Source organism: Bacillus sp. MT(2024) (genome assembly GCF_036362845.1).
Lineage (GTDB): Bacteria > Bacillota > Bacilli > Bacillales > Bacillaceae > Bacillus > Bacillus velezensis.
In genome coordinates, this window is record NZ_CP143632.1 from 2,790,012 (window position 1) to 2,812,376 (window position 22,365).

25 protein-coding genes are annotated in these 22,365 nt (G+C 47.1%); 5 read left to right on the forward strand and 20 right to left on the reverse strand.

All coding sequences use genetic code 11. From position 1 onward, the window contains the following. The first annotated feature begins 125 nt into the window (after positions 1-125). The 3 genes from VP472_RS13630 (at position 126) to VP472_RS13640 (ending at position 1,264) form a co-directional block, all read left to right on the forward strand. Positions 126-467 (forward strand): sporulation membrane protein YtrH, encoded by a 342-nt coding sequence (locus VP472_RS13630; protein WP_017418353.1) that lies wholly within the window; start codon positions 126-128, stop codon positions 465-467. After that, positions 464-967: a sporulation membrane protein YtrI gene (ytrI, locus tag VP472_RS13635; RefSeq protein WP_007408062.1), complete on the forward strand. Its 504-nt coding sequence runs from the start codon at positions 464-466 to the stop codon at positions 965-967. Before VP472_RS13630 ends, ytrI begins: the two co-directional genes overlap by 4 nt. A gap of 105 nt (positions 968-1,072) precedes the next feature. Continuing rightward, positions 1,073-1,264 carry a YtzJ family protein gene (locus VP472_RS13640; RefSeq protein WP_003152436.1) on the forward strand — a complete coding sequence of 64 codons (192 nt, stop codon included), beginning with the start codon at positions 1,073-1,075 and terminating at the stop codon, positions 1,262-1,264. A gap of 17 nt (positions 1,265-1,281) precedes the next feature. Here VP472_RS13640 and VP472_RS13645 read toward each other — a convergent pair whose 3' ends face one another. Continuing rightward, entirely contained in the window at positions 1,282-2,223 is a 942-nt protein-coding gene (locus VP472_RS13645) for a DHH family phosphoesterase (RefSeq protein ID WP_003152435.1), read from the reverse strand. 116 nt (positions 2,224-2,339) lie between these two features. Between VP472_RS13645 and VP472_RS13650 the strand changes: the two genes are divergently transcribed. After that, positions 2,340-2,642 carry a YtpI family protein gene (locus tag VP472_RS13650; protein ID WP_003152434.1) on the forward strand — a complete coding sequence of 101 codons (303 nt, stop codon included), beginning with the start codon at positions 2,340-2,342 and terminating at the stop codon, positions 2,640-2,642. A gap of 28 nt (positions 2,643-2,670) precedes the next feature. Here VP472_RS13650 and VP472_RS13655 read toward each other — a convergent pair whose 3' ends face one another. The 14 genes from VP472_RS13655 to sppA form a co-directional block, all read right to left on the reverse strand. Further along, positions 2,671-3,987: a CBS domain-containing protein gene (locus tag VP472_RS13655; protein ID WP_003152433.1), complete on the reverse strand. Its 1,317-nt coding sequence runs from the start codon at positions 3,985-3,987 to the stop codon at positions 2,671-2,673. A gap of 139 nt (positions 3,988-4,126) precedes the next feature. Beyond that, complete coding sequence (locus tag VP472_RS13660; protein WP_003152432.1) at positions 4,127-4,813, reverse strand: metal-dependent hydrolase; 687 nt, start codon at positions 4,811-4,813, stop codon at positions 4,127-4,129. Positions 4,814-4,873: 60 nt separating this feature from the next. Continuing rightward, entirely contained in the window at positions 4,874-5,641 is a 768-nt protein-coding gene (locus VP472_RS13665) for an SDR family oxidoreductase (protein ID WP_003152431.1), read from the reverse strand. A 136-nt stretch (positions 5,642-5,777) separates the two neighbouring features. Further along, the gene (locus tag VP472_RS13670) at positions 5,778-5,906 is read right to left on the reverse strand and encodes a hypothetical protein (RefSeq protein ID WP_003152430.1); all 129 of its coding nucleotides are present in this window, start codon (positions 5,904-5,906) and stop codon (positions 5,778-5,780) included. 74 nt (positions 5,907-5,980) lie between these two features. Next, entirely contained in the window at positions 5,981-7,357 is a 1,377-nt protein-coding gene (argH, locus tag VP472_RS13675; RefSeq protein ID WP_007613085.1) for an argininosuccinate lyase, read from the reverse strand. After that, a complete protein-coding gene (locus tag VP472_RS13680) occupies positions 7,354-8,565 on the reverse strand; it encodes an argininosuccinate synthase (protein ID WP_038459484.1) in 1,212 nt (403 codons plus the stop codon). Before VP472_RS13680 ends, argH begins: the two co-directional genes overlap by 4 nt. 151 nt (positions 8,566-8,716) lie before the next feature. Next, complete coding sequence (locus VP472_RS13685) at positions 8,717-9,229, reverse strand: MogA/MoaB family molybdenum cofactor biosynthesis protein (RefSeq protein ID WP_094247661.1); 513 nt, start codon at positions 9,227-9,229, stop codon at positions 8,717-8,719. Positions 9,230-9,328: 99 nt separating this feature from the next. Then, positions 9,329-10,516, reverse strand: coding sequence for an acetate kinase (locus tag VP472_RS13690; RefSeq protein WP_003152426.1), 1,188 nt, complete (start codon positions 10,514-10,516; stop codon positions 9,329-9,331). A 311-nt stretch (positions 10,517-10,827) separates the two neighbouring features. Then, complete coding sequence (locus tag VP472_RS13695; RefSeq protein ID WP_071391502.1) at positions 10,828-11,814, reverse strand: class I SAM-dependent methyltransferase; 987 nt, start codon at positions 11,812-11,814, stop codon at positions 10,828-10,830. A 61-nt stretch (positions 11,815-11,875) separates the two neighbouring features. Beyond that, entirely contained in the window at positions 11,876-12,379 is a 504-nt protein-coding gene (gene tpx, locus VP472_RS13700) for a thiol peroxidase (RefSeq protein ID WP_007408050.1), read from the reverse strand. Between the two features lie 115 nt (positions 12,380-12,494). Next, positions 12,495-12,935, reverse strand: a complete 441-nt coding sequence (gene ytfJ / locus VP472_RS13705) for a GerW family sporulation protein (RefSeq protein WP_003152423.1) — start codon at positions 12,933-12,935, stop codon at positions 12,495-12,497. A 12-nt stretch (positions 12,936-12,947) separates the two neighbouring features. Further along, positions 12,948-13,637 (reverse strand): DUF2953 domain-containing protein, encoded by a 690-nt coding sequence (locus tag VP472_RS13710; RefSeq protein WP_153986679.1) that lies wholly within the window; start codon positions 13,635-13,637, stop codon positions 12,948-12,950. A gap of 77 nt (positions 13,638-13,714) precedes the next feature. Further along, positions 13,715-14,206, reverse strand: coding sequence for an RDD family protein (locus VP472_RS13715; RefSeq protein ID WP_017418361.1), 492 nt, complete (start codon positions 14,204-14,206; stop codon positions 13,715-13,717). 13 nt (positions 14,207-14,219) lie between these two features. Beyond that, entirely contained in the window at positions 14,220-15,227 is a 1,008-nt protein-coding gene (sppA, locus tag VP472_RS13720; RefSeq protein ID WP_146277326.1) for a signal peptide peptidase SppA, read from the reverse strand. A gap of 181 nt (positions 15,228-15,408) precedes the next feature. Between sppA and VP472_RS13725 the strand changes: the two genes are divergently transcribed. Further along, a complete protein-coding gene (locus VP472_RS13725; RefSeq protein WP_003152418.1) occupies positions 15,409-16,215 on the forward strand; it encodes an NAD kinase in 807 nt (268 codons plus the stop codon). Positions 16,216-16,231: 16 nt separating this feature from the next. On the opposite strand, the gene VP472_RS13730 is transcribed toward VP472_RS13725, so the two are convergent. The 5 genes from VP472_RS13730 to VP472_RS13750 form a co-directional block, all read right to left on the reverse strand. Then, the gene (locus VP472_RS13730; protein ID WP_146277328.1) at positions 16,232-17,827 is read right to left on the reverse strand and encodes an amidohydrolase; all 1,596 of its coding nucleotides are present in this window, start codon (positions 17,825-17,827) and stop codon (positions 16,232-16,234) included. A 23-nt stretch (positions 17,828-17,850) separates the two neighbouring features. Next, on the reverse strand, positions 17,851-19,437 hold the full coding sequence (mbcS, locus tag VP472_RS13735; RefSeq protein ID WP_102421675.1) for an acyl-CoA synthetase MbcS: 1,587 nt from the start codon (positions 19,435-19,437) through the stop codon (positions 17,851-17,853). Between the two features lie 148 nt (positions 19,438-19,585). Then, positions 19,586-19,804, reverse strand: coding sequence for an alpha/beta-type small acid-soluble spore protein (locus tag VP472_RS13740; RefSeq protein ID WP_003152415.1), 219 nt, complete (start codon positions 19,802-19,804; stop codon positions 19,586-19,588). An 80-nt stretch (positions 19,805-19,884) separates the two neighbouring features. Next, on the reverse strand, positions 19,885-21,090 hold the full coding sequence (thiI, locus tag VP472_RS13745; protein ID WP_146277330.1) for a tRNA uracil 4-sulfurtransferase ThiI: 1,206 nt from the start codon (positions 21,088-21,090) through the stop codon (positions 19,885-19,887). Positions 21,091-21,093: 3 nt separating this feature from the next. Next, positions 21,094-22,239, reverse strand: coding sequence for a cysteine desulfurase family protein (locus VP472_RS13750; protein WP_146277332.1), 1,146 nt, complete (start codon positions 22,237-22,239; stop codon positions 21,094-21,096). Positions 22,240-22,365: the final 126 nt, after the last annotated feature.

A 22,365-nucleotide genomic window follows, 5' to 3' on the forward strand; every position in this document is an offset into this window, starting at 1 on the left:
CATACGTTCATTTTGCCTTTCTACATTATAAGACGGGTTTTCTTAAGAAACAAATGTTCTTTTTTGACTCATCATCATACTTGTCCGTTTCGCTCAATATGATAGAAAAGTGAGGTGGTGTATATATGGATCAGGAAGCCGGCTTTATGGCGAATTTCATCAGCAGTTATTTTATCGCTCTCGGTGTGTTGCTCGGCGGCGCGCTGATCGGCGGCCTCGGAGCTTATTTATCAGGCGAGCCTCCGCTGACGGCGATCACAAAATTGGCGAACAGGCTGAAAATCTGGGCGCTTGTCGCGGCCATCGGGGGAACATTTGACGCGGTATACAGTTTCGAGCGGGGGCTGTGGGAAGGCAACACGCGCGACATCTTCAAACAGCTTCTTTTAATTATTTCAGCAATGGGCGGCGCGCAGACCGGCTGGCTGATTATTTCATGGCTGACCCAGGAGAATATGTCATCATGAGAATTCCCGAGTATTATAAAAAACCGGGATGGCAGCGTTTTTTTGCGGGAATGATGTGCGGAGCCATCGTCAGCTGGCTGTTCTTTCTGTTTACATACGGAACGTTTCAGGAAGAACAGGTGACGTTAATTGAAAAGCAGCGGGAGCACGCGCGGGATTTAAAAAACCAAATCTCCATCTATCAGAAAGATCTTCATAAATTAAATGAGGATAATAAGCAAAGACTTCTCATCCAAAGTGTTGATGTGAAGCTGATTAATGGGGAAAAGTACAGAATCGCCCAGCCTGACAAGATGAAATTTGAGGAACAAGTGAAAGATAATATTTCTGAAGTCATCACAAAGGATATTGAAAGCGTGTATAAAACAAAGGAACTTTTAAAACGGACGATCGAAAACAAAATATACACCATAAATGAGAAGGAATTTAAAGCTGAAGTAAAGGAACTGACGATTTATACGAGATTGTCTGTCGAAATTCATATTTCTTTTGCGACGTAATTATGTCATTTTTAAAAATTTTCCATAGATCTGTCGCTTTTTTCTCCGCTTTTTTATAAACTGTAGATGAGACATTTTCAACGATTCTGAAGGGAGGAAGGGAAAATGGAGGTTTTTAGTGAACGCCGCTTGGCAAAAGATCATGCAGCCCGAATCAGACAAGGCTATTCCGCATATGCAGAAACAGACACACTCGCTTCCCTCATAAAAAAAGAACTCCAAATCTGTAATCTCCGCGTCTACGAAGACCTGACTGAATTCGGCTGCTGGTTCATCCCCGTGACAGATGAACACTAAGAAAGAGGGTCTCCCCTCTACTTGTGTTCGTTACATACCTCTTCCAGATCAGCAAGAATCTGATCGGTTTCATCCCAGCTGAAGATGGATGCGCCCGCCGCAAGCGGATGTCCGCCGCCATTGTATTTCCGGGCAATTCCGTTGATGACCGGACCTTTTGAACGGAACCGGACTCTGATTTGATCGTCTTCTTCTACGAAAAACACCCAAGCGCGGATACCCGAAATATTTCCGAGTGTTCCGACAAGCTGCGACGCTTCAGAAGCGGTGGTTCCATATGTCTCCAAAATGTCTTTTTTAATGAAAACGGAAGCGACGCCGTTTTCAGACAGTGACACATTTTGATAAATAAAGCCGTTAAGCTTCACCACATTTAATTTTGTTTCATACAATTGATTGAACAGCTCTGACGATGAAAATGGGAACTCAATGAGCTCTCCCGCGTATTTTAATGTCTTTTTTGTGGTGTTCGGGAATAAGAAGCGCCCCGTATCACCGACGATACCAGCGTAGATCAGCTCAGCTGCTTTCGTATTCAGTTTCCAGCCGTGCTGCTTTCCTTCCAGGTACAGCTCATAGATCATTTCGCTTACGGAGCTTGCATTCGTATCGACCCATAACAGATCGCCATACGGATCTTCATTTGGATGGTGGTCTATTTTCATGAGCTTTGCGCCGGAATGGTAGCGCTGATCGTCGACCCTGCCTTGGTTTGCGGTGTCGCACACGATGACAAGAGCATCTTTATAGGTTTCGTCATCCACCTCATCGAGGGAATATAAAAAAGACAAGGACGGTTCAGGCTGTCCGACGGCAAAAATATTTTTTTCGGGATACGTTTCCCGCAGGATTTCCGTAAGGCCGCACTGTGAACCGTAGGCGTCCGGGTCAGGCCTCACATGTCTATGTAAGATAATGGTGTCATATAATGATATGGTTCTGATCAGTTCGGATTTCATCGTTTTCTCCTTTTCGTTTTTATTCATTTAATCATACTCTTTATCCATGGAAAAGGAAAATCTTTCAGCAACGGTATAAACGGTTTTGCAAACTCATATAATGGAGGATTTCATTTATGCTGGTTTTTGTTTTTCTCATCGGGCTTTCTGCCTGCTTTTACGTGTATTACAAAGTAAAAGGAATCCAGACGAAACGGGCGCTGGAGAAGGAATGTTTTTCGGCTAAATCAAGTATGGCATTAGGCGCGCTGGTGCTTTTGTACGGAGTAAACCAAATGATTCTGTTCCACTCCGTTCTGACCCTGGTCATCGGCGGCGTCTTCATTTTAATCGGAGCAGGCAGCGCATGGGCCGGGTATAAAGCCTATAAGCATTATGAGCCCATCCATGCAAAGGAAGCGGAGAGGGACCACGCATAATGAATGCCAAGGGACCCGGGTGCGTCCCTTAACTTCTCTCCATCAGCTGCACCATGAGCATCGCTTTTGAAACGATGCCGCTTTGGCTTGACACTTCCACTTCCATTTTCCCGAATTTCCGGCCCGCCTCTAAAATGCGCGGTTTCACTTCAATGACCGACTCCATCTGTACGGGCTTCAGGAAGAAAATCGTAATGCTTTCAATGACCAGCTCGCCGCGTTTGCGGGAGCGTAAAAATCGGCTGGCGGCCTGGGTTAAAATCGTGGTAAACACCCCGTAAGAAATCGTGCCGAGCTGATTGGTCATTTGCGGCGTGACTTCATATTGATAAACGGCCGGCGTTTTGTTATCTTCCTCTTCTTTAAATCCCCTTGAAACAATATCATCCAGCTTTTCTCCGACCTGAGGCTGCTTTTGAACCATCTGAAGCGCTTTTAAGACATCCTGGCGGCTGATCATTCCGATCAGTTTGTGATGCCCGTCTGTCACCGGAAGCACTTCAATTCCTTCCCAAACCATCATTTGAGCCGCTGAGGCGACAGATGTTTTTCCGATCACCGTGACAGGGTTTTTGGTCATTACTTTTTCAATGGGAACTGACCGGTCATGCCCCGCGATATCTTTCGGCGTGAGGATTCCGTGGATTTTCATCTGCTGATCGATAACCGGAAAGCGGCCGTGTCCGGTTTCATAGTTCTTTTCGTACCATTTCTCCAGTTTATCCTTAGGGAACAGCGTCACTGTCCGATCTGCGGGCGTCAAAATATCTTCCACGAGCACAATCTCTTTTTTTATGAGCTGATCATAGATCGCCCGGTTGATCATCGCGGCGACCGTAAAGGTATCGTAGCTCGTGGAGAGAATCGGAAGCTCAAGCATATCGGCCAGCTCGATAATGCTGTCATCGGTATTAAACCCTCCTGTTACCAAAACGGCCGCGCCCGCTTCAAGCGCCTGGCGGTGGGCGTTGATTCGGTTCCCGACGATTAACAGGTTCCCCGCCGCCGTATAACGCATCATCGCGTCAAGCTCCATCGCCCCGATCACAAACTTATTCAACGTTTTATGCAGACCGGCTTTTCCGCCGAGCACCTGGCCGTCTATCACATTGACGACCTCGGCGTATGTCAGCTTTTCAATATTTTCTTTTTTCTTCTGTTCAATCCGGATGGTCCCCACACGTTCAATAGTGGAAACGAATCCTTTGTTTTCGGCTTCCTTAATGGCTCTGTAAGCCGTTCCTTCACTGACTTTCATTTCTTTCGCAATTCTTCTGACCGAAATTTTTTCACCGACAGGAAGCGAATCTATGTATGATAGGATTTGTTCATGCTTTGTTGCCAAGCGTTTCACCTCTAAGGACAGTCTTCTGCTTTTATTATAAGGGTACGGGGGATTCATTCGCAATGAGACGCCCGAAAAAAGGCGGCATCACAAAAAAGACCTTCTGAATGCTTGATTCAGAAGGTCTTCGACACATATGTCAGGCAAGCTCAATGGTCTCGCCGACCGCCATGACTTTGCCGACGCCTCCGGGCAGACTTTCTGCGAAAGCGTCAGGGTCCTGTTCAATGACGGGGAATGTATTGTAATGAACGGGGACGACCTGTTTCGCTCTCAGCCATTCAGCCGCGAGTTTCGCATCTTCAGGCCCCATGGTGAAGTTATCACCGATCGGCAGAAACGCCAGGTCAATGTGATTCAGTTCCCCGATCAGTTTCATATCTGAGAACAGCGCCGTATCGCCGGCGTGGAAAATTGTTTTGCCGTCAATCGTTAATAAAATCCCGGCCGGCATCCCGGTGTATGTGATGGTTTTGTTTTCTTCATCAGTGACCGCCGATCCGTGGAACGCCTGTGTCAGTTTTACTTTGCCGAAATCAAATTGGTGCGCCCCGCCGATATGCATCGGGTGGACCTTTAACCCTTTAAAGCCGAGATAAACGGCCAGCTCGTTCGGCGCAATGACGAGCGCATCGTTTTGTTTGGCGATCTGCTCTGTATCTCCGACATGGTCATTGTGTCCGTGAGTAAGCAGGATGACATCCGCTTTCACTTCTTCCGGTTTCAAATTTGTCAGACTGTTTCCGGTCAGAAACGGATCAAAAATAATGTTATGGGTTTTCGTTTCCACTTGAATGACAGAATGTCCGTGATAAGTCACTTTCATCGTTTTCACCTCATAAAAAATTAATATTTATCAAGTTCCCTTTTTGACAAACGAAAAAACTTACAGGGATTGATGCCTGTTAATCACATTCAGCCCGCCTGTTGCTTCAATGACCGTTCCGGTTACAAGATCGGAATCTTCTTCACATAAAAAGGCGATGATTCTCGCAATGTCCTCTCCGGTTCCGGACCTGCCGATCGGCGTCTTTTCTTTGCCGATTTTCCGTCTTGCTTCCTCTATAGACGCTTCTTTCATATCTCCTACAATATCGCCCGGGCAGACCATATTGGCTGTAATGCCTGATTCGGCTTCTTCAATCGCAATGGTTTTCGTTAACGAAGCCAATCCGACTTTAGCCGCTCCGAAAGCGGAACGGTGAAGCCAGCCGGGGGCATGGTCCGCTCCTTGAAAACCGTATGTAATAATCCGGCCGAACCGCTGCTGTCTCATGACCGGGATAACCGCTTTAAACAGATGGAAAACGGCGCTTAAATTCCCTTCAAGCATGCCATACCATTCGTCATCGGAGTAATCGGCAAGCTTTTTGCGCTCAAATATGTACGGCCCGGCATTGTTAATCAGTATGTCAATCCTTCCAAACCGCTGAAGGGCTGCATCGGCGATCCGCATGAGATCTTCTTTCCGGGTTACATCGCCCTTAACGAATTGCAATCTGTCATGGCACCCGGGATAATCCGCCTTCAGACAAGCGACCGCTTCTTCGTCCTGTCTGTAATTCACTGTGACAGAAAAACCTTTTTCCAGAAGCATTTCAGTCACTTTTCGGCCCAACCCCTTTGTACCGGCAGTGATTAGAGCATGTCGCACATTGAATACCCTCCCCAGCAACGTAGCCGCTTCAATAAAATCAAGACGTTTCTCCCTCTACTTTACTATAAACAAACGGCAATATCACTTTTTTGCACTTCGTCCGCACGAAAAAAAAGCCGTCTTTACAGACAGCTTAATTTTCTGAAGGAGCAGAGGCTTCCTCCATGCCGACATAACCGCTTTGGTATGCCTCTGAGATGAGCCTGGCCGTTTCTTCACTTTCTTTTTCATCATAGATGTAACGGTCTTGTTCTTTGCGCATTCCTTCTACCTCCCATCTTTTATAGATGTAGGGTGTCTGATATGACGGGAAAATATGAAGGAAATTTCAGCAAATTAAATGCCGGCGCAGGCTTTTGCTTTTACGAGCGCCTGTTCTACCTGCTGAAAACCCGTTCCGCCGGCGCTCATTCTTTTTTCAACCGCATGATGCGGATCGAGCACGGTATAGATATCTTCTTCAAAGAGACTGCTGGCTTGAAGGAATTCTTCAAATGCCATATCACTTAAATAGATTCCTTTTTCAATACAGCTGTACACAAGCTTGCCGACCACTTCATGCGCTTCTCTGAACGGCATGCCTTTTTTAGCTAAATAATCGGCAAGTTCCGTCGCATTTGAAAAATCTTGTTTTGTCGCTTGTTTCATGATGTCTTTGTTTACTTTCATCGTTTCAATCATGCCCGTGAAAATCTGAAGGCTTCCTTCTACGGTTTTCACAGTGTCAAACATGCCCTCTTTATCTTCCTGCAGGTCTTTGTTGTAAGCGAGCGGGAGCCCTTTCATAATCGTGAAAAGACCCATCATATCACCGTATACGCGTCCGGTTTTACCGCGGATCAGCTCCGCCATGTCGGGGTTTTTCTTCTGCGGCATCATGCTGCTTCCCGTCGCGTACGTATCATCCAGTTCAATGAATCTGAATTCCTGCGAGCACCATAGAATGATTTCTTCTGATAAACGTGAAAGATGCATCATCAGCATGCTGCTGCCGCTTAAAAACTCGAGAATAAAATCTCTGTCACTGACTCCGTCAAGACTGTTCTCATAAATGGAGTCAAAACCGAGCAGCTCCGCCGAATAGTTACGGTCTATCGGAAACGTAGTTCCGGCAAGCGCCCCGCATCCGAGCGGCGATATGTTAATCCGCTTCATAGCATCGCGAAAACGCTCTTTATCCCGTTCAAGCATCCAAAAATAAGCAAGCAGATGGTGGGCGAAAGAAATCGGCTGAGCCCGCTGTAAATGGGTGTACCCCGGCAGAATGGTCTCGACATTGGCCTCCGCTTTTTCGATCAGCGCTTTTTGGAACTGTTCAATCAGCACGATGATATGTGAGACATGATCTTTCAAATACAAATGCATGTCGGTCGCCACCTGGTCATTCCGGCTTCTGCCGGTATGGAGCTTGCCGCCCAGCGGTCCGATTTCTTCGATCAGCATTTTTTCAATATTCAAATGGATATCTTCATAATCAACAGAGAATTCAAGCGTCCCTTCCTCTGCTTTTTGCAGGAGGATCTGCAGCCCCTGTCGGATGGCGCCTTCTTCTTCTTCCGTCAGAATGCCGCATTTTTTCAGCATTGCCGCATGAGCGAGAGACCCTGTAATATCCTCTTTGACTAAGTTTTGGTCGAATGTGATGGATGCGCCGAACTCATCGACCCACTTTTCCGGTGTTTTTTGAAAACGGCCTCCCCAAAGCTTCTTCATGCTTCAATCTGCTCCTTCTTTTTCACAATGCTGTTTACTTTTGTCGGCAGCCCCCAAAGCTCGATGAAACCGATTGCCGCGTGATGGTCAAAAGCATCGTCTTTTGTATATGTCGCAAGTTTTTCATCATAGAGTGAATATTCCGACTTACGTCCTTCTACAATGGCATGGCCTTTAAACAGCTTGACTCGCACAACGCCGGTGACGTGTTTTTGGGTTTCTTTCAGGAATGCAAGCAGCGCGTCTTTTAACGGCGAGAACCATAAACCGTTATAGATGATTTCAGACAGTTTTTGTTCAATTGCCGGTTTGAAATGGGCCACTTCTTTCACTAAAGTCAGATCCTCAAGCTCTTTGTGAGCCGTAATCAAAGTCATCGCGCCCGGGCACTCGTAAACTTCACGGGACTTAATGCCGACCAGGCGGTTTTCCACATGGTCAATCCGGCCGATGCCATGTTTTCCGGCAGTCTCGTTCAGCTTGAGAATTAGATCAGCGAGCGGGTAGGTTATGCCGTCGATTGAAACCGGAACACCGGCTTCAAATGCGATTTCGATGATTTCCGGAACGTCCGGCGTGTTTTCAAGAGATGCTGTCAGGTCATATGCCCCTTCAGGCGGCGCCGCCCACGGATCTTCTAATATACCGCATTCATTGGCGCGTCCCCATAGGTTCTGGTCGATGGAATACGGGCTGTCAAGATTGATCGGAATCGGTATGCCGCGGCTTGCAGCGTATTCAATTTCTTCTTCACGCGACCATTGCCACTCACGGACCGGAGCAATGACCTCCAGATCAGGATTTAATGATTTAATGGATACTTCGAAACGAACCTGATCGTTGCCTTTTCCCGTGCAGCCGTGCGCTACGGCCACCGCGTTTTCCTTTTCCGCCACTTCAACGAGTTTTTTCGCGATTAACGGACGGGATAGTGCAGATACGAGCGGATACTTGCCTTCATACATTGTATGGGCCTGCATAGAAATGAGCGCGTACTCCCGGGCGAATTCTTCTTTCGCATCAATCACATACGAATTTACGGCGCCAACTTCCAGCGCTTTTTGCTGAACGAATGCCAAATCCTTTCCTTCCCCAACATCTAAGCAGCAGGCAACAACATCGTATCCCTGTTCTTGCAGCCATTTTATCGCTACAGAAGTATCAAGACCTCCTGAGTATGCCAATACAACCTTTTTTTGTTCTGCCATGTTAAAAGCTCCCTTTGTATAAAAATTAGTTTTAATTAATAAAAATGCATTTTGTATGTATACACTGTAACAAGTAAATTCTGTTTTTTCAAGCCTTTTATAAAAAAAACCCCACCCAATTTTTTGAGCGGAGCAAAGCCTTTTTATACATTTATAAATCTTTTCGGATTTCCCGGAGCACATGAGGCAGTTCAGGAATAATCAGTTTACTCATTGCAAGCTTTACGGCGCCTGAGGAGCCGGGCGTGCAGAAGACTGCGGTATTTCGGATCACACCCGCTGCCGCTCTGGACAAAATGGCGGCGGAACCGATGTCCTCCGTATAGCTCAGCATGCGGAACAGCTCGCCGAATCCCGGGAGTTCTTTTGAAAACAGCGGCGTGACCGCTTCAATTGTGACATCCCTTTCGGCAATGCCCGTCCCTCCGTTTAACAGCACCGCATCTGTATATTCATCCATACAGCCGGATAAAACGGCTTTCTGCAATTCATCTTTTTCATCTTTTACAATGTCATAAGCGACCGTTTCAAATCCTGCTTCTCTGATGAAATCCATCATGACGCGCCCGCTTTTGTCGGTTTCTTTCGTTCTCGTGTCGCTGACTGTAACCACCTTGCAGCGCACGGCTGACGGGGCTTCTTGTTTATGTTCATGCACGCTCATTGCTTCACCTCATCGTTTATGTATTAAACATATCGTAACGTTTGACTCTGGGGCATTCAATAAAAAAGCACACCCTAAAGGATGTGCTTTTTTCGATCATTACTGTGCAAGGCGGACAACGTCGCGTGCGATCATGACCTCTTCGTCAGTCGGAATGATGATGACTTTGACAGGAGAGTGAGGGTAGCTGATAAACGCTTCCTCGCCGCGCACGTTGTTCAGCGCAGGATCCCAATATACACCCATGAATTCTAAGCCGCGAAGCACGCGTTCTCTGACTTCAACGCTGTTTTCACCGATACCCGCAGTGAAAATAATCGCGTCAACGCCGCTCATTCTCGCAGCATAAGAACCGATGTATTTATGGATTCTGCTTGCAAACACTTCAAGAGCCGTTTCCGCTCTTTCGTTTCCTTCTTTTGAAGCTTCTACGATATCGCGAAGGTCGCTGGAGAAACCGGATATGCCAAGCAGTCCGCTCTTTTTATTTAACGTATTTAATACTTCATCTGCCGTCTGATCCGTTTTTTCCATAATGTACGGGATCAATGCAGGGTCGATGTTTCCTGAACGTGTTCCCATCGCAACACCCGCAAGCGGTGTGAAGCCCATTGACGTATCAATGGATTTTCCGCCTTCTACGGCCGCAATACTTGCGCCGTTACCGAGGTGGCAGGAAATCAGACGCAAATCTTCAAGCGGGCGGCCGAGAAGCTCAGCTGCGCGCTGTGTCACGTATTTATGAGAAGTGCCGTGGAAACCGTATTTGCGGATGCCGTATTTCTCGTAGTATTCGTACGGAAGGCTGTACAGGTAAGATTGCTCAGGCATCGTTTGGTGGAACGCCGTATCAAACACTGCAACCGCAGGCACATCCGGAAGCACTTCTTTAAAGGCTTTAATGCCGACGATGTTAGCCGGATTATGAAGCGGCGCAAGTTCTGAAATCTCTTCAATCTCACGGATTGTTTCATCCGTAAGCAAAACAGAATCGCTGAATTTTTCTCCGCCGTGAACCACACGGTGGCCGATTCCGTCAATTTCATTTAAATCCTTTATAATACCGAATTCAGTCAGCTTGTGAAGCAGCATCTTCACCGCAACCGCATGATCCGGAATATCTGTCACTTCTGTATTTTTTTCGCCGTTAACAGAGATAGTGAAAACGCTGTCGGCGATACCGATCCGTTCTACTAAACCTTTTGTTAGCACCTTTTCTGAAGGCATTTCGAATAACTGAAATTTTAAAGATGAGCTTCCTGCGTTAATTGCAATAATTTTAGACATAAATGACGCTCCTATCAAAATTCTTCTTCGTTTGTTCGTTCTTTTTTCCCAGACCATAACTGCGGTCCAAAAAATATCTGACTTTTCCATTTAAACATTGTCAACCCAGCATTTCAAGTCAACATCCACATTGGTACCGCTTACAACACGAAGTCGATATTTTCTGATAAATCTCATTTGTGCCAAATGGACGGCACGGCCTTACGGAATGTTATTTTCTTTCCTTAATTTGTGTTTTCGCCCTGATTTCCATTCATTTTAAAAAGCGAAAAGCAGCGCGGGATTTTGCGTCTCACACTGCTTTTTCGTCATTATTTTTCTTTTTGAATCCACTGATCCAATTTTGCCATCATCTCCCGCATCGCCTGCTGGTTCGCAAAAGAAGGAAGATTCGCCAAAAGCGCTTGTTTCGGCGGCTTTGTGTCTTCGCCTTTTTTCTGCAAGATTAAAATGCTCTTTGCCTGCGCTTCGTCTTTAAACATCGTAGCCGGCAGCTGGAGAAGGGCGTTGATATACACTTTTTCCGCAAAAAACCGCTTCAGTTTATCGCTTTGCGCGCTGTCAAACAGATGGTTCGGAATCATAAAAAATAAGTATCCGCCCGGTTTTGTATGTTTGACGCTCTGCTCAATAAATAAGTGGTGAGCAAATGAGTGGCCTTCATCCGCTTTCAGCTCAAACGCTTCAGCGCCTTCGTCATTCGGATAGTAGCCGACCGGCAAATCGCAGATAACCGCATCGGCCGGTTCGATAAATAACGGCTGAAGACTGTCCTGGCAGAACAGCTCCATTTCTTTTTCCTGCAGATTCGCCTGAGCATAAGCGATCTTCAGAAGGACATCGTCGATTTCAATGCCGAAGCTTTTTGCCGCTTTGTCAGAAAGCTGGTTTGCCGCGGTCAGCAGAAGATTTCCGGTGCCGCAGGCGGGGTCCAGCAATGTCAGGCCTTTTCGGCCGCCCGTAAATTTATTCACGAGGTAACTGATGAAAAGGCCGATCGTATCAGGCGTCATCTGTCTGTTCGGATGGGACTTATCTTTCAGTCCTTTTAAAATGGCGAGCTGGAACGCCTTGCGGATCCATTCATGCTCCCATTTTCTGAAGTCTGCTTTCGCAAGCAGGTTTTTAAGCTCGCCGGCTTGCTTTTCCTGAAGCGGAAGCTGGTCGGCCGTTTCAAGAAAATACATCTCTCCCGCCTCCGCAAGCCCCTCAATATAAGAAATCTCAAGGCCTTCTGCTATCACTTGGGCGGCTTCATCTAAAAGTTCATAAATCTGACCGACATGGTCGTGTTGCATGCTGTTTCCTCCTTGCCATGAAAAGAGCTCCGCGGCAGCACCCGGAGCTCTTTTTCTCTCTTTACTTGATTAACGCTTTTGCAGCTTCGATAGGCTTTTCATAATTCGGGTGGTTTGTCGCTTCGCTTACGTATTCCGCGTAAACGACTTTTCCGTCCTGATCAAGGACGAATACGGAACGTGCCAAAAGACGAAGTTCTTTGATGTAAACACCGAATGCTTCACCAAATGACATCTCTTTATGATCCGATAATGTTTCCACTTTATCAATTCCGTTCGCTCCGCACCAGCGCGCTTGTGCAAACGGAAGGTCGGCGCTGATTGTATAAACGTTCACATCACCAAGTTTTGCGGCTTCTTCGTTGAAGCGGCGTGTCTGCGCGTCACATACGCCTGTGTCAATGGAAGGAATAACGGATATGATCGTTACTTTCCCTTTCATATCTGCTAATGTCTTCTCTTCTAATCCGTTTGTCAAAACCGTGAAGTCAGGAGCTTGGTCACCCGGTTTCACTTCTTGTCCGATCAGCGTCACGGCTCCGCCTTTAAATGTAATTTCAGCCATTCTGATTCCTCCCTTTATCTATGTATAGCTCTATCATAGTCGAGTTTTATGCAAACTGCAAAGGTTATGCCGCATCGTAAAAAAAGCTAACTGCGGGCGGCAGTTAACTTTTCTGTTATAAATCGATATCCGTTCTTTTTTGGTTCCGGCCTTTTTCATTCTTTTTAAACATATGCTGGATGCGTTCAATCGTTTGAGGCGCGGAGTCTAACAGTTTATCAATCAGATGGGTGTTTTCGTCTAAATGAAGCATGCGCACGCCGTTTGTTCCGACAATCAGAAACGCAATCGGCGTAATGGATACTCCGCCGCCGCTTCCGCCGCCGAACGGGAGCTTCTGCTCTTTTCTTTCATCATCATCGGTTCTTTTTTCAGCCGGCTTTCCTCCAAACTCGCTTCCGCCCGCCGCAAATCCGAATCCGACCTTTGAAACCGTTAAGATTACGCTGCCGTCAGGCGTTTCAACAGGATCGCCGATGATTGTATTCACGTCAATCATTTCTTTTAAATTTTCCATAGCGGTTTTCATTAAACCTTGAATGGGGTGGTCTGCCATATGCGCTCCTCCTTAAACTGATGAATCATTCTTTGAAGCAACCGGAACCGGCTGTTTCTTTCGTATGATAGAAAGTCCGTTCCGCCCGTATTTGAGCAATTTGAAAGCTGCAACTATAAGATGTCCAAAACGAAAAAAGAATATACACTGCAAATGCGTCTTGGATGCAGGCACTTGAAAAGACGGAATGACTTCGCACACCGGTTTATGTATGAAACGCAGATGATCATACAGCATCGCCGTAAGGCCTCCCTTTACGGCCCACAATCCGCCGGCGGCGATTCCCGTAACGGCGGCGTCTTTTATTCCGATAACCGTCACCCATTCAAACTTCGTAACACGGACTCCCGCAAGAAATGAGGCGGCGATTTGGCGCATCTGAAAGACTTGGTGCAGAATCATTTCTATTCTGTGAATGCTCTGTTTGACATCTTCATATGTGATTTTTTTCTTCTCTTTTTTCTGACCTTTCATTTCTGATTTCGTGTCCTGTTTGACATCAATAGACGCGTCTTCGCTGTTTACTTTAATGACGGGCAGCGTTTTTTTAAAACGGACCAGCCCGTATAAGGCCGAGAGTTTATACGTCAGTTTGTCGTTATCTTTATCGTGAAGATATTCGAAAGTCAGATGGATTTTCATCCTCATGAGCAGCCAGACCAAAATGAGAATGAGAATTACAGCTGCTGCGGCATATCCCATAGGCTTCACTTCCTTAGCAGCATTATCGCCAAAACCAAAAAAAATAAACCCGGACGTTTATTCCGGGTTTACTGCTTTTATTTGCGGTACAGCGCTTCGTGAATCACCGTTGTGTCGGCGATCAAATCGTGAATGCCCTGCTTTTTGGGCGTAAACGCAATGACGATATAGAGAATCCAGATTTTATCGATATATCGCCCCACCGCTTCTCTGAAAATGACGGTGCTCCAAGTCAGCGGCTTTCCGGGCGTCAAAGAAGTGACCTTTAACCCGAAGACCATTTTGCCGAGTGTCTGATGAAACCATTTCGTCATGAACACAAAATAGGCGAGGTAGACGATCAGGGTTGTGACGGAATAAGCTGAGATTGTAAACATTCCGCTTGTTGCCGGGAGCTTCATCAGCGTGAAAATCGGTGAAACGATGAGATGGTTAAGTCCCCAGACCACCAGCCAATCAAGAAGAAACGCCCAAAACCTGATCCAAAAGCCCGCATATGCCTGCTCGGGCGCCTTCTGTTGTTCGGCTTCCTCTTCTTTGCCGTGAAAGCCTTCGTAAGTCGCGTCCATTCTTTCTTCCCCCCTACTTTGCATAGAGATACATCATCCGCGGCGAACCGGATTGCGAAATGAGTTCTTTCATATTCAGAAAATCAATTTCGCTTTTAAACATTTTCGCTGCGCTCATGGAAAAGAGCGAGCCTAATCCGAATCCTTCCTCGTATGTGATGACTGAAGCGTTTTTCATATTTTTATGGTCCTTTTTCATCGCGCTGATCGTATCATCGTAAAAACCGAGCTCATCAACGAGGCCGATTTTTTTCGCTTGTCTGCCGTCGTAAACACGGCCGTCGGCAATTTTTTTCACATCCGCTTTTGACATGTGCCGGCCTTTTGAAATGACATTGACAAATCCTTCATAAGAATCGTTGACCATTGTCTGCATGATCTTTCTTTCTTCCTTCGTCATGTCGCGGGTCGGGGACATGATGTCTTTATGCGCGCCGCTTTTAATGGTTTCAAACTTGATGCCGAGTTCATCGGCGAGCTTGGAATAATTGACGCTTTCCATGATGACGCCCAGTGAACCCGTGAGCGTTTCCGGTGAAGCATAGATTTTATCGGCGGCCGTTGAAATATAGTAGCCTCCCGATGCCGCCATGGAGCCCATGGATACATAAATCGGTTTCTTCGTTTCTTTCTTTAGTTCTTCCAGTTTTTTATGTATTTCCGCGCTTTCGTAAACGCCTCCGCCGGGAGAATTGATTTTCAGTACAATTCCTTTGACGCTTTTATCTTCTTTCGCACGCTCAACCTGTTTTAAAAATGATCTGTGATCATACCCGCCTGAGCTGAGCAGGCCAGCGGACCCGCCGTTATCCTCAATCGTGCCGTCCACTTCAAGCACGGCGATTTTACTGCCGGGGCTGCCCTTATCCAGCGTCACTTCCTCTGTGTCATCTGTCAGTGATGCAAAGTCAGACCCGGTATCTCCGAAATTCTTCAGCACCCCGACGGTCACACTTGCAATGACTGATACGCCGAAAATGCCGAGCGCGATGACGAGCGCAATCCATCTTTTTGCATTCATTTGTTCTCCTCCTTTTCTGTCAATATTCGTACGTTCCCCCGTAAAAAAAGATTCATTTTTTTCATGAAGCGCTTTCTCTTAACGGATAAACAGGAAACATGTTACACTATTGCCACAGGTATTTTAACACAATACCTGCTGGGAGAAAAACGTAAATATGACAGCAAAGGGGAATGGGGATATGACCGATCTTCGCCGCAATGTTTATTTTTTTCACAAACAAAACAACGAAACAAAAGAACAAGTCAGCTCCTTGAAGCAGCTTGCTGAATCGCACGGTTTTACAGTTGCGGCTCACCCGGAGGATGCCGGTATTATCGCCAGCATCGGCAGCGACGGCTCATTTCTGCAAGCCGTCAGAAAAACCGGATTCCGTGATGACTGCCTGTATGTCGGCATCGCTAAAAAAGGGAAAGCCCATTTGTACTGTGATTTTCACAGCGATGAGCCTGAAAAAATGGCGGCCAGCATGACCGCGGAACAACTAGAGGTCAGAAAATACCCGCTCATTCACGTAACGGTGGACGGCAGCAATCATTTTCACTGTTTAAACGAGGTTTCCATCCGTTCAAGCATTATTAAAACGTTTGTGATGGACGTGTTAATTGATGATCTTCATTTTGAGACGTTCAGAGGAGACGGGATGATCATTTCCACCCCGACGGGCAGCACCGCCTACAATAAATCTGTTTCAGGCGCCGTTGTTGATCCTTTGATTTCCTGCATGCAGGTATCCGAACTGGCGTCGTTGAACAACAACACATACCGTACACTCGGATCCCCGTTTATTTTAAGCTCAGACCGGAAGCTGACACTGCAGGTGGTGCAGGACGGCAATGAGCATCCGATTATCGGGCTTGATAATGAAGCGCTCAGCACGCGGAATGTCAAAAAGGTTGAGATTACACTATCCGATAAAAAAATCAAAACGGTGAAATTGAAAGACAACTCTTTCTGGGAAAAAGTAAAGCGATCATTTTTATCATAAAAAAAGAGGACGGGCATCACTGCCTGTCCTCTTTTTCATATACGATACGGCCGCCGACGACGGTTTTGACCGCTTCCAATTCATGAAGCTTTTTCGGATCCGTCCCGAACGGATCACCGCTGAGTACGGTAAAGTCGGCATCATAGCCGGGGGCGATCCGTCCGCGGCTATGTTCTTTATGGATGATGGCCGCGCTTCCCTCCGTGTAAAGCTGAATGGCTTCGTACACGGTCAGGCACTCTTTTTCATAATAGGCCGGACCTTCCGGGTGCTGCTTGCTTGTACGGAGCACAGCCGATTGAATGCCCAGAAGCGGATCGGCCGGCTCAATCGGGGCGTCTGAGCCTCCGGCGCACAGCAGCCCTTTTGACAGCAGTGTTTTCCAGGCGAAAGCCGTTTTCATCCGCTCTTCTCCGAGCCGGTCAATCACCCACGGAAAATCACTGGCCACAAAATGCGGCTGAAGATCAAGTCCGATCGGCAGCCGGGCGGCTCTTTCAATCAATCCGTCATCTAATACTTGCGCATGAATGAGCCTGTCTAGCTGTCCGGGCTTTGCCGGGTATCTTTCGATAACATCGAGCACCTTTTCAAATGCAAGGTCGCCAATCGCGTGCACGGCGATCTCCATTCCTTTCTCTCTCGCTTTATAAACAAGAGCGGCAAGGGTCTCGTCATCGTGCACCTGAACGCCGGAAACTGACGGATCATCATGATAAGGCTTTTTCAACAGAGCGGTTCTGCCTCCGAGCGCGCCGTCAGCAAAAATTTTCATCGCTCCGTATTCCAGGTAAGGTCCGGTCGATTTATCCAGAGCGCTCCAGCTGTCGACGGCTTCGTGATGAACGAGCAGATGGGCGCGAAAAGGATAAAGGCCGCTGCCGGTTAATGACTCGTACGCGGCAACGGGAACGGACGCGTCTCCGTAGTATGCCAGATCTTCTGAATGCCCGCCTGTCAGGCCTTTTGACCAGCAGTCCGTAATCGCCGTTTGAAGCGCGCGTTTGACATAGTGAAGTGAGACGGGCGGAAGGGCCTGTGTCACAAGCTCTTGGGCTTTATCCAACAGAAGGCCTGTCGGACCGGTGCCGTCCCGGACGATAATCCCGCCGTTTGGATCAGGGGTTTCGTTTGTAATCCCCGCCGCGCGCAATGCGGCCGAATTAACCGCTGCGGCGTGCCGGCATACCCGCTTCAGCAGGACGGGGCGGTCGGGAAAGAGCGGGTCAAGGTCATGCTTCGTGACGTAATCCGGCCGTTCAAACAGGTTTTCATCCCAGCCTTCGCCGATCAGCCATTCGCCATCTTCCAATTCACGCTCTGCTTCTTTTGCGGCCCGCAGGATCGCTTCTTTTGACGTCAGCTGCGACAAATCGAGGCGAAGCTGTTTTTCCCCGTGTCCGATTAAATGCATATGACTGTCCGAAAACCCCGGGAACATGACAGCTCCATGTAAATCGATTTCCTCCGTATCAGGCGAACCGTATGTTCCTTGGAGCTCCCGGTAGCTGCCCGTCTGCCTGACGACGCCTTCTTCGGTATAAACGGCTTCAGTGACATGATTCTTGTCAAGCATTGTATAGATGGTGCCGCCGTGCCAAATCGCTTTCATCCCCGCTCACCCTTTATCCTGTATTATGCTTTTTTATCAGCCTTCAGCCGTTCTTCACGCTGTCTCAGCTCCACACGTCTGATTTTTGCGGACGCCGTTTTCGGCAGGCTTTCGACAAATTCAATTTCTCTCGGATATTTGTAAGGCGCCGTAATTGTTTTTACGTGGTTTTGCAGTTCTTTGACAAGTTCGTCACTGCGCTTTTCATCGTCTTGTAAAACGACATAAGCTTTTACGATTGAACCTCTGATTTCATCCGGGCTTGCCACGACTGCACATTCTTTCACTTCCGGATGCTTCACGAGCGCGTCCTCTACTTCAAAAGGCCCGATTGTATATCCGGAGCTGACGATAATGTCATCATTGCGGCTCTCAAACCAAAAGTAGCCGTCCTCGTCTTTTTTCGCGCGGTCTCCTGTAAGAAAGTAATCTCCGCGAATCTGCTTTTTCGTTCTTTCGGGATCTTTATAATATTCCTTGAATAAAGCCGGTGTGCTCAAATGTACGGCGATATCGCCCGTTTCGCCTGTTTCGCATATTTCGCCTTTATCGTTTATAATCTCTACTTGATTTCCGGGGGTCGGTTTGCCCATGCTTCCCGGCTTAATATCCATATCCTTCAGGACGCCGACTAACAGGGTGCTCTCCGTTTGGCCGTATCCGTCTCTCACTTTAATGCCGAAATGCTTCCGGAATACGTCAATGACTTCCCGGTTTAATGGCTCACCCGCAGAAACTGCGCTGTGAAGAGCAGAAAGATCATATTTGTCCAGCTCCTCCACTTTTGCCATCAGGCGGTATTCCGTCGGGGTACAGCAGAAGACATTTACTTGATGGCGCTCCAGCAGCTCTAAATACGTCTTGGCGTTGAATCTGCCGTGATAAATGAATCCTGTCGCGCCGCTTCCCAGAACGGCGAGCAGCGGGCTCCACACCCATTTCTGCCAGCCGGGAGCCGCGGTGGCCCACACTGTATCGTCTTCAGAAATATCCAGCCATGCACCGGCTGATGTTTTTAAATGGGCAAAGGCCCAGCCGTGTGTATGTACAACGCCTTTAGGCTGGCCGGTCGTGCCTGAAGTATAGGACAAAAACGCCATGTCCTCTCTTGTTGTATCAGCTGTTTGAAAACTGTTTCCGTCCGCTTCAATCGTTAAGAGGTTTTTCCAGCCGGCATCATTTTCACCGATTGACAATGTCACCAGCTGCTCGGTATTCACCTCGTCAAACGCGTTTATAAATGAAGGAAAAACGATAGCGCCTTTCACTTCGGCGTGTTTGATCCGGTATTCAAGGTCTTTGGCGCGCAGCATTTCCGAGCAAGGAATGACGACCATCCCCGCTTTTAAGATCGCTAAATAAACGGCATACGCTTCAAGCACTCTCGGAACCATGACAATCAGCTTATCGCCTTTTTCAAATCCGAGACCTTTCAGGCGGGCTCCGATTTTATTCGTTTCTTCCATCAATTTTTCATACGTCCAGACTTTCTTGCCGCCTGTTTGATCTTCCCAAATAAGCGCGTTCTTCTCTTTGGAACGGCTGAACTTTTCGATTTCATTTACAAGGTTATAGTTCTTTGGGGCGATTAAATCTTCTCGTTTTAACACGAACAACTCCTCACTTTCTTTCCCCATTATACATAAACATAGGCCATTACAATAAAAATATGCATAAATTGCTTCCCGCCTTCTATCTATACTCATGAAAAAAGAGCGGGGAATTCCCCGCTCTCTTAGCCATTATGTGAAGTTGTGATTAAAACTGCTGCTGGCTGCTTCCGCCCATGCTTTGCTGAGCAAAAGAGACAAGACGTTTTGTGATTTCTCCACCGACAGAACCGTTGGCGCGAGAAGTTGTTTCCGGTCCAAGGTTTACACCGAATTCAGAAGCGATTTCGTACTTCATTTGGTCGATAGCTTGAGCAGCGCCTGGCACTAAAAGCTGGTTGCTGTTTCCGCTGTTTGATTGTGACATGTGTATCACCTCCTTGTGAGTATAGAATGTGATAAAACACATGTCTTCATTCAAAAAAACTTTGGTAATTGTATACAGTTTTAAAACAGGCCGGCAAACTTATCGTGAGCTTCCTGCTCTGAGTAAACAGTGATGGTTTCGATGCCGGCAGCGGCCTCTGCAATCAGCGGTTCAAAATCAACGAAGCTTTCGAAGTGCTCGATTTTTTCTTTTTTCGGACGTGTTTTCGGACTTGGCGGCGTAAAGATGGTGCAGCAGTCCTCAAACGGCTGAATGCTTGTTTCATAAGTGCCGATTTCTTTTGATTTCTCGATGATTTCTGTTTTGTCCATTCCGATTAAAGGGCGCAAAACCGGTGTTGCCGTCACGGCATTGATCGCATACATGCTTTCAAGGGTCTGGCTCGCTACCTGCCCGAGGCTTTCCCCCGTAATGATCGCGAGCGCTTTTCGTTCTTCTCTGATTCTGTCCACGATTTGCAGCATAAGACGCCGCGTCGCCGTCATCGTATAGTTTTCCGGGATTTGTTTTTGAATGAGTTCCTGCGTCTTTGTAAACGGCACGATATGAAGCGTCATACTGCCGCCGAACTTCGCGAGGCATCCCGCGAGATCCATGACTTTCTGCTTTGCCCGTTCGCTCGTATACGGCGGACTGAAGAAATGTACGGCTTCAACTGATAATCCCCGTTTCATCGCGTAAAAACCGGCGACCGGACTGTCAAAACCTCCGGAAAGCATCAGCATCGCTTTACCCGCGGAACCGACAGGAAGGCCTCCGGCGCCTTTTTCGTTACGAATGGTCAGGAATGTCGCTTCCTCCCTGATTTCAATCCGAAGCGGAATATCGGGATTTTTCACATCGACGGTTAATCCATCCGTGTTTTTCAAAATATGGCCGCCGATTTCAGCGTTCATCGCATTTGTATCTAATTCAAACTGCTTGTAAGCCCGTTTGGTCTCGACCTTAAACGTATTCCCCGGTTTATATTCGCCTTCTATCGCGGCTAAAGCCGTTTTTTTAATGTCTTCCAGCTTGCTTTCGCATTTAATTGCGAGACTGAAACTTTGAATGCCGAATATATTCTTTAATAAGGAACAAATTTCCTCCGGGTTTTCTCCATTAAGTGTAATTGACATCCGGTCCCGGTTTGAAAAGTATTTTACTTTTTTATAATCCTTTAATACCAGGCGGATATTCTGTTTTAATCTTTCAATAAAACTGCGTCTGTTTTTTCCTTTTGTGGATATTTCACCAAAACGGATTAAAATATGATCGTAATTCATATGCTACCTCATCATTTTTTTTAGTTTTTGAACAGCCGGCGCCAGCGCGGCCATAAACGGCTCCGTGATGTCAGCCGTATGGCTGAAGTTCAGGCTGACTCTGATGCTGCTTGATGCAATCTGTTCGCCTTTATTCATTTGCAGAAGAACACGGCTCGGTTTGTGCTCTCTTGCCGAACATGCCGCGGTTGTGGAGACATATATTCCTTTTTCCTCAAGCATGTGCAGCAGCACTTCCGCCTTCACACCCGGAACGGAAAAATTAATGATATGCGGCGCGCTATTTTCGGCGGGAGTGTTGATGACGACCTCGTCCGTCCCGCTCAGCCTTTCCATGAGCGCATTCTTGGCAGCCTCCACGGAAGAAAGCCGCTCATTCATGTCACGCGCGGAAAGATTGATCGCTTTCGCAAGGGAAACGGCGCCTGCCGTGTGTTCTGTTCCGGCGCGGACGCCTTTTTGCTGCGAGCCGCCCGTTATAAGCGGAATGAGCCGCGTTCCTTTTTTGACGATAAGCGCTCCGGTCCCTTTTAAGCCGTGAAACTTATGCCCTGAAACGGTGCAAAGGTCAATGCCCGCTTCTTCTATAGACAGAGGAACTTTATGAATGCCCTGCACATGATCAACATGAAACAGAATATTCCGGTGCTGCTTCAAAAACCCGCCGATTTCCTTTACGGGCTGAATGGAGCCGACTTCGTTATTGACATGCATGACGCTGACGATTATCGTATCCGGCCTGATAGCCGATTTGACGTCTTTCAAAGAAACGAAGCCGTTTTGATCGGCCGGAAGATATGTGACTTCAAAGCCGAACAGCTCTGTCAGCTGATCAAGCGTCTCCGTCACAGAAGGATGCTCAATCGCCGAAGCAATGATATGTCTTCCTTTACTCATGTTTGCCCAGGCCGCTCCCTTTAACGCAGCGTTATTCGCTTCAGTCGCGCCTGATGTAAATACAATATCATAATTTTTTAAACGTAAGGTTCTTTTTATTTGCTGAGCGGCCGCTTCAAGGAGCTGTTCCGTCTCAGTTCCTAACTGGTGCAGAGACGAAGGATTGCCGAAATAACGGCTGCTCGTCTGTTTATACACTTCCAAAACCTCTTCATACGGCTCGGTCGTTGAACTGTTGTCTAAATATATCATTTTTTTTACTCCTTTTATGAAAACGGTACATCGTATGATATTTATGCTACCATAACAAAAGTAAATAGAAATTCGCAATAAATCGAGTATTGACTTCTCTGTACATTGCCATATAATAAGTAATGT

What these genes read in the sequence shown, in the direction of transcription:
- argH (WP_007613085.1), bottom strand. Translation starts at nt 7,357, where the DNA reads ATGAAGAAGCTTTGGGGAGGCCGTTTTCAAAAAACACCGGAAAAGTGG.
- VP472_RS13685 (WP_094247661.1), bottom strand. Translation starts at nt 9,229, where the DNA reads ATGAGCGTGCATGAACATAAACAAGAAGCCCCGTCAGCCGTGCGCTGC.
- VP472_RS13630 (WP_017418353.1), top strand. Translation starts at nt 126, where the DNA reads ATGGATCAGGAAGCCGGCTTTATGGCGAATTTCATCAGCAGTTATTTT.
- VP472_RS13645 (WP_003152435.1), bottom strand. Translation starts at nt 2,223, where the DNA reads ATGAAATCCGAACTGATCAGAACCATATCATTATATGACACCATTATC.
- ytrI (WP_007408062.1), top strand. Translation starts at nt 464, where the DNA reads ATGAGAATTCCCGAGTATTATAAAAAACCGGGATGGCAGCGTTTTTTT.
- thiI (WP_146277330.1), bottom strand. Translation starts at nt 21,090, where the DNA reads ATGAATTACGATCATATTTTAATCCGTTTTGGTGAAATATCCACAAAA.
- VP472_RS13680 (WP_038459484.1), bottom strand. Translation starts at nt 8,565, where the DNA reads ATGGCAGAACAAAAAAAGGTTGTATTGGCATACTCAGGAGGTCTTGAT.
- VP472_RS13640 (WP_003152436.1), top strand. Translation starts at nt 1,073, where the DNA reads ATGGAGGTTTTTAGTGAACGCCGCTTGGCAAAAGATCATGCAGCCCGA.
- VP472_RS13725 (WP_003152418.1), top strand. Translation starts at nt 15,409, where the DNA reads ATGACCGATCTTCGCCGCAATGTTTATTTTTTTCACAAACAAAACAAC.
- VP472_RS13650 (WP_003152434.1), top strand. Translation starts at nt 2,340, where the DNA reads ATGCTGGTTTTTGTTTTTCTCATCGGGCTTTCTGCCTGCTTTTACGTG.
- ytfJ (WP_003152423.1), bottom strand. Translation starts at nt 12,935, where the DNA reads ATGGCAGACCACCCCATTCAAGGTTTAATGAAAACCGCTATGGAAAAT.
- VP472_RS13750 (WP_146277332.1), bottom strand. Translation starts at nt 22,239, where the DNA reads ATGATATATTTAGACAACAGTTCAACGACCGAGCCGTATGAAGAGGTT.
- VP472_RS13670 (WP_003152430.1), bottom strand. Translation starts at nt 5,906, where the DNA reads ATGCGCAAAGAACAAGACCGTTACATCTATGATGAAAAAGAAAGTGAA.
- VP472_RS13710 (WP_153986679.1), bottom strand. Translation starts at nt 13,637, where the DNA reads ATGGGATATGCCGCAGCAGCTGTAATTCTCATTCTCATTTTGGTCTGG.
- tpx (WP_007408050.1), bottom strand. Translation starts at nt 12,379, where the DNA reads ATGGCTGAAATTACATTTAAAGGCGGAGCCGTGACGCTGATCGGACAA.
- VP472_RS13660 (WP_003152432.1), bottom strand. Translation starts at nt 4,813, where the DNA reads ATGAAAGTGACTTATCACGGACATTCTGTCATTCAAGTGGAAACGAAA.
- VP472_RS13695 (WP_071391502.1), bottom strand. Translation starts at nt 11,814, where the DNA reads ATGCAACACGACCATGTCGGTCAGATTTATGAACTTTTAGATGAAGCC.
- VP472_RS13690 (WP_003152426.1), bottom strand. Translation starts at nt 10,516, where the DNA reads ATGTCTAAAATTATTGCAATTAACGCAGGAAGCTCATCTTTAAAATTT.
- VP472_RS13715 (WP_017418361.1), bottom strand. Translation starts at nt 14,206, where the DNA reads ATGGACGCGACTTACGAAGGCTTTCACGGCAAAGAAGAGGAAGCCGAA.
- sppA (WP_146277326.1), bottom strand. Translation starts at nt 15,227, where the DNA reads ATGAATGCAAAAAGATGGATTGCGCTCGTCATCGCGCTCGGCATTTTC.
- VP472_RS13740 (WP_003152415.1), bottom strand. Translation starts at nt 19,804, where the DNA reads ATGTCACAATCAAACAGCGGAAACAGCAACCAGCTTTTAGTGCCAGGC.
- VP472_RS13730 (WP_146277328.1), bottom strand. Translation starts at nt 17,827, where the DNA reads ATGAAAGCGATTTGGCACGGCGGCACCATCTATACAATGCTTGACAAG.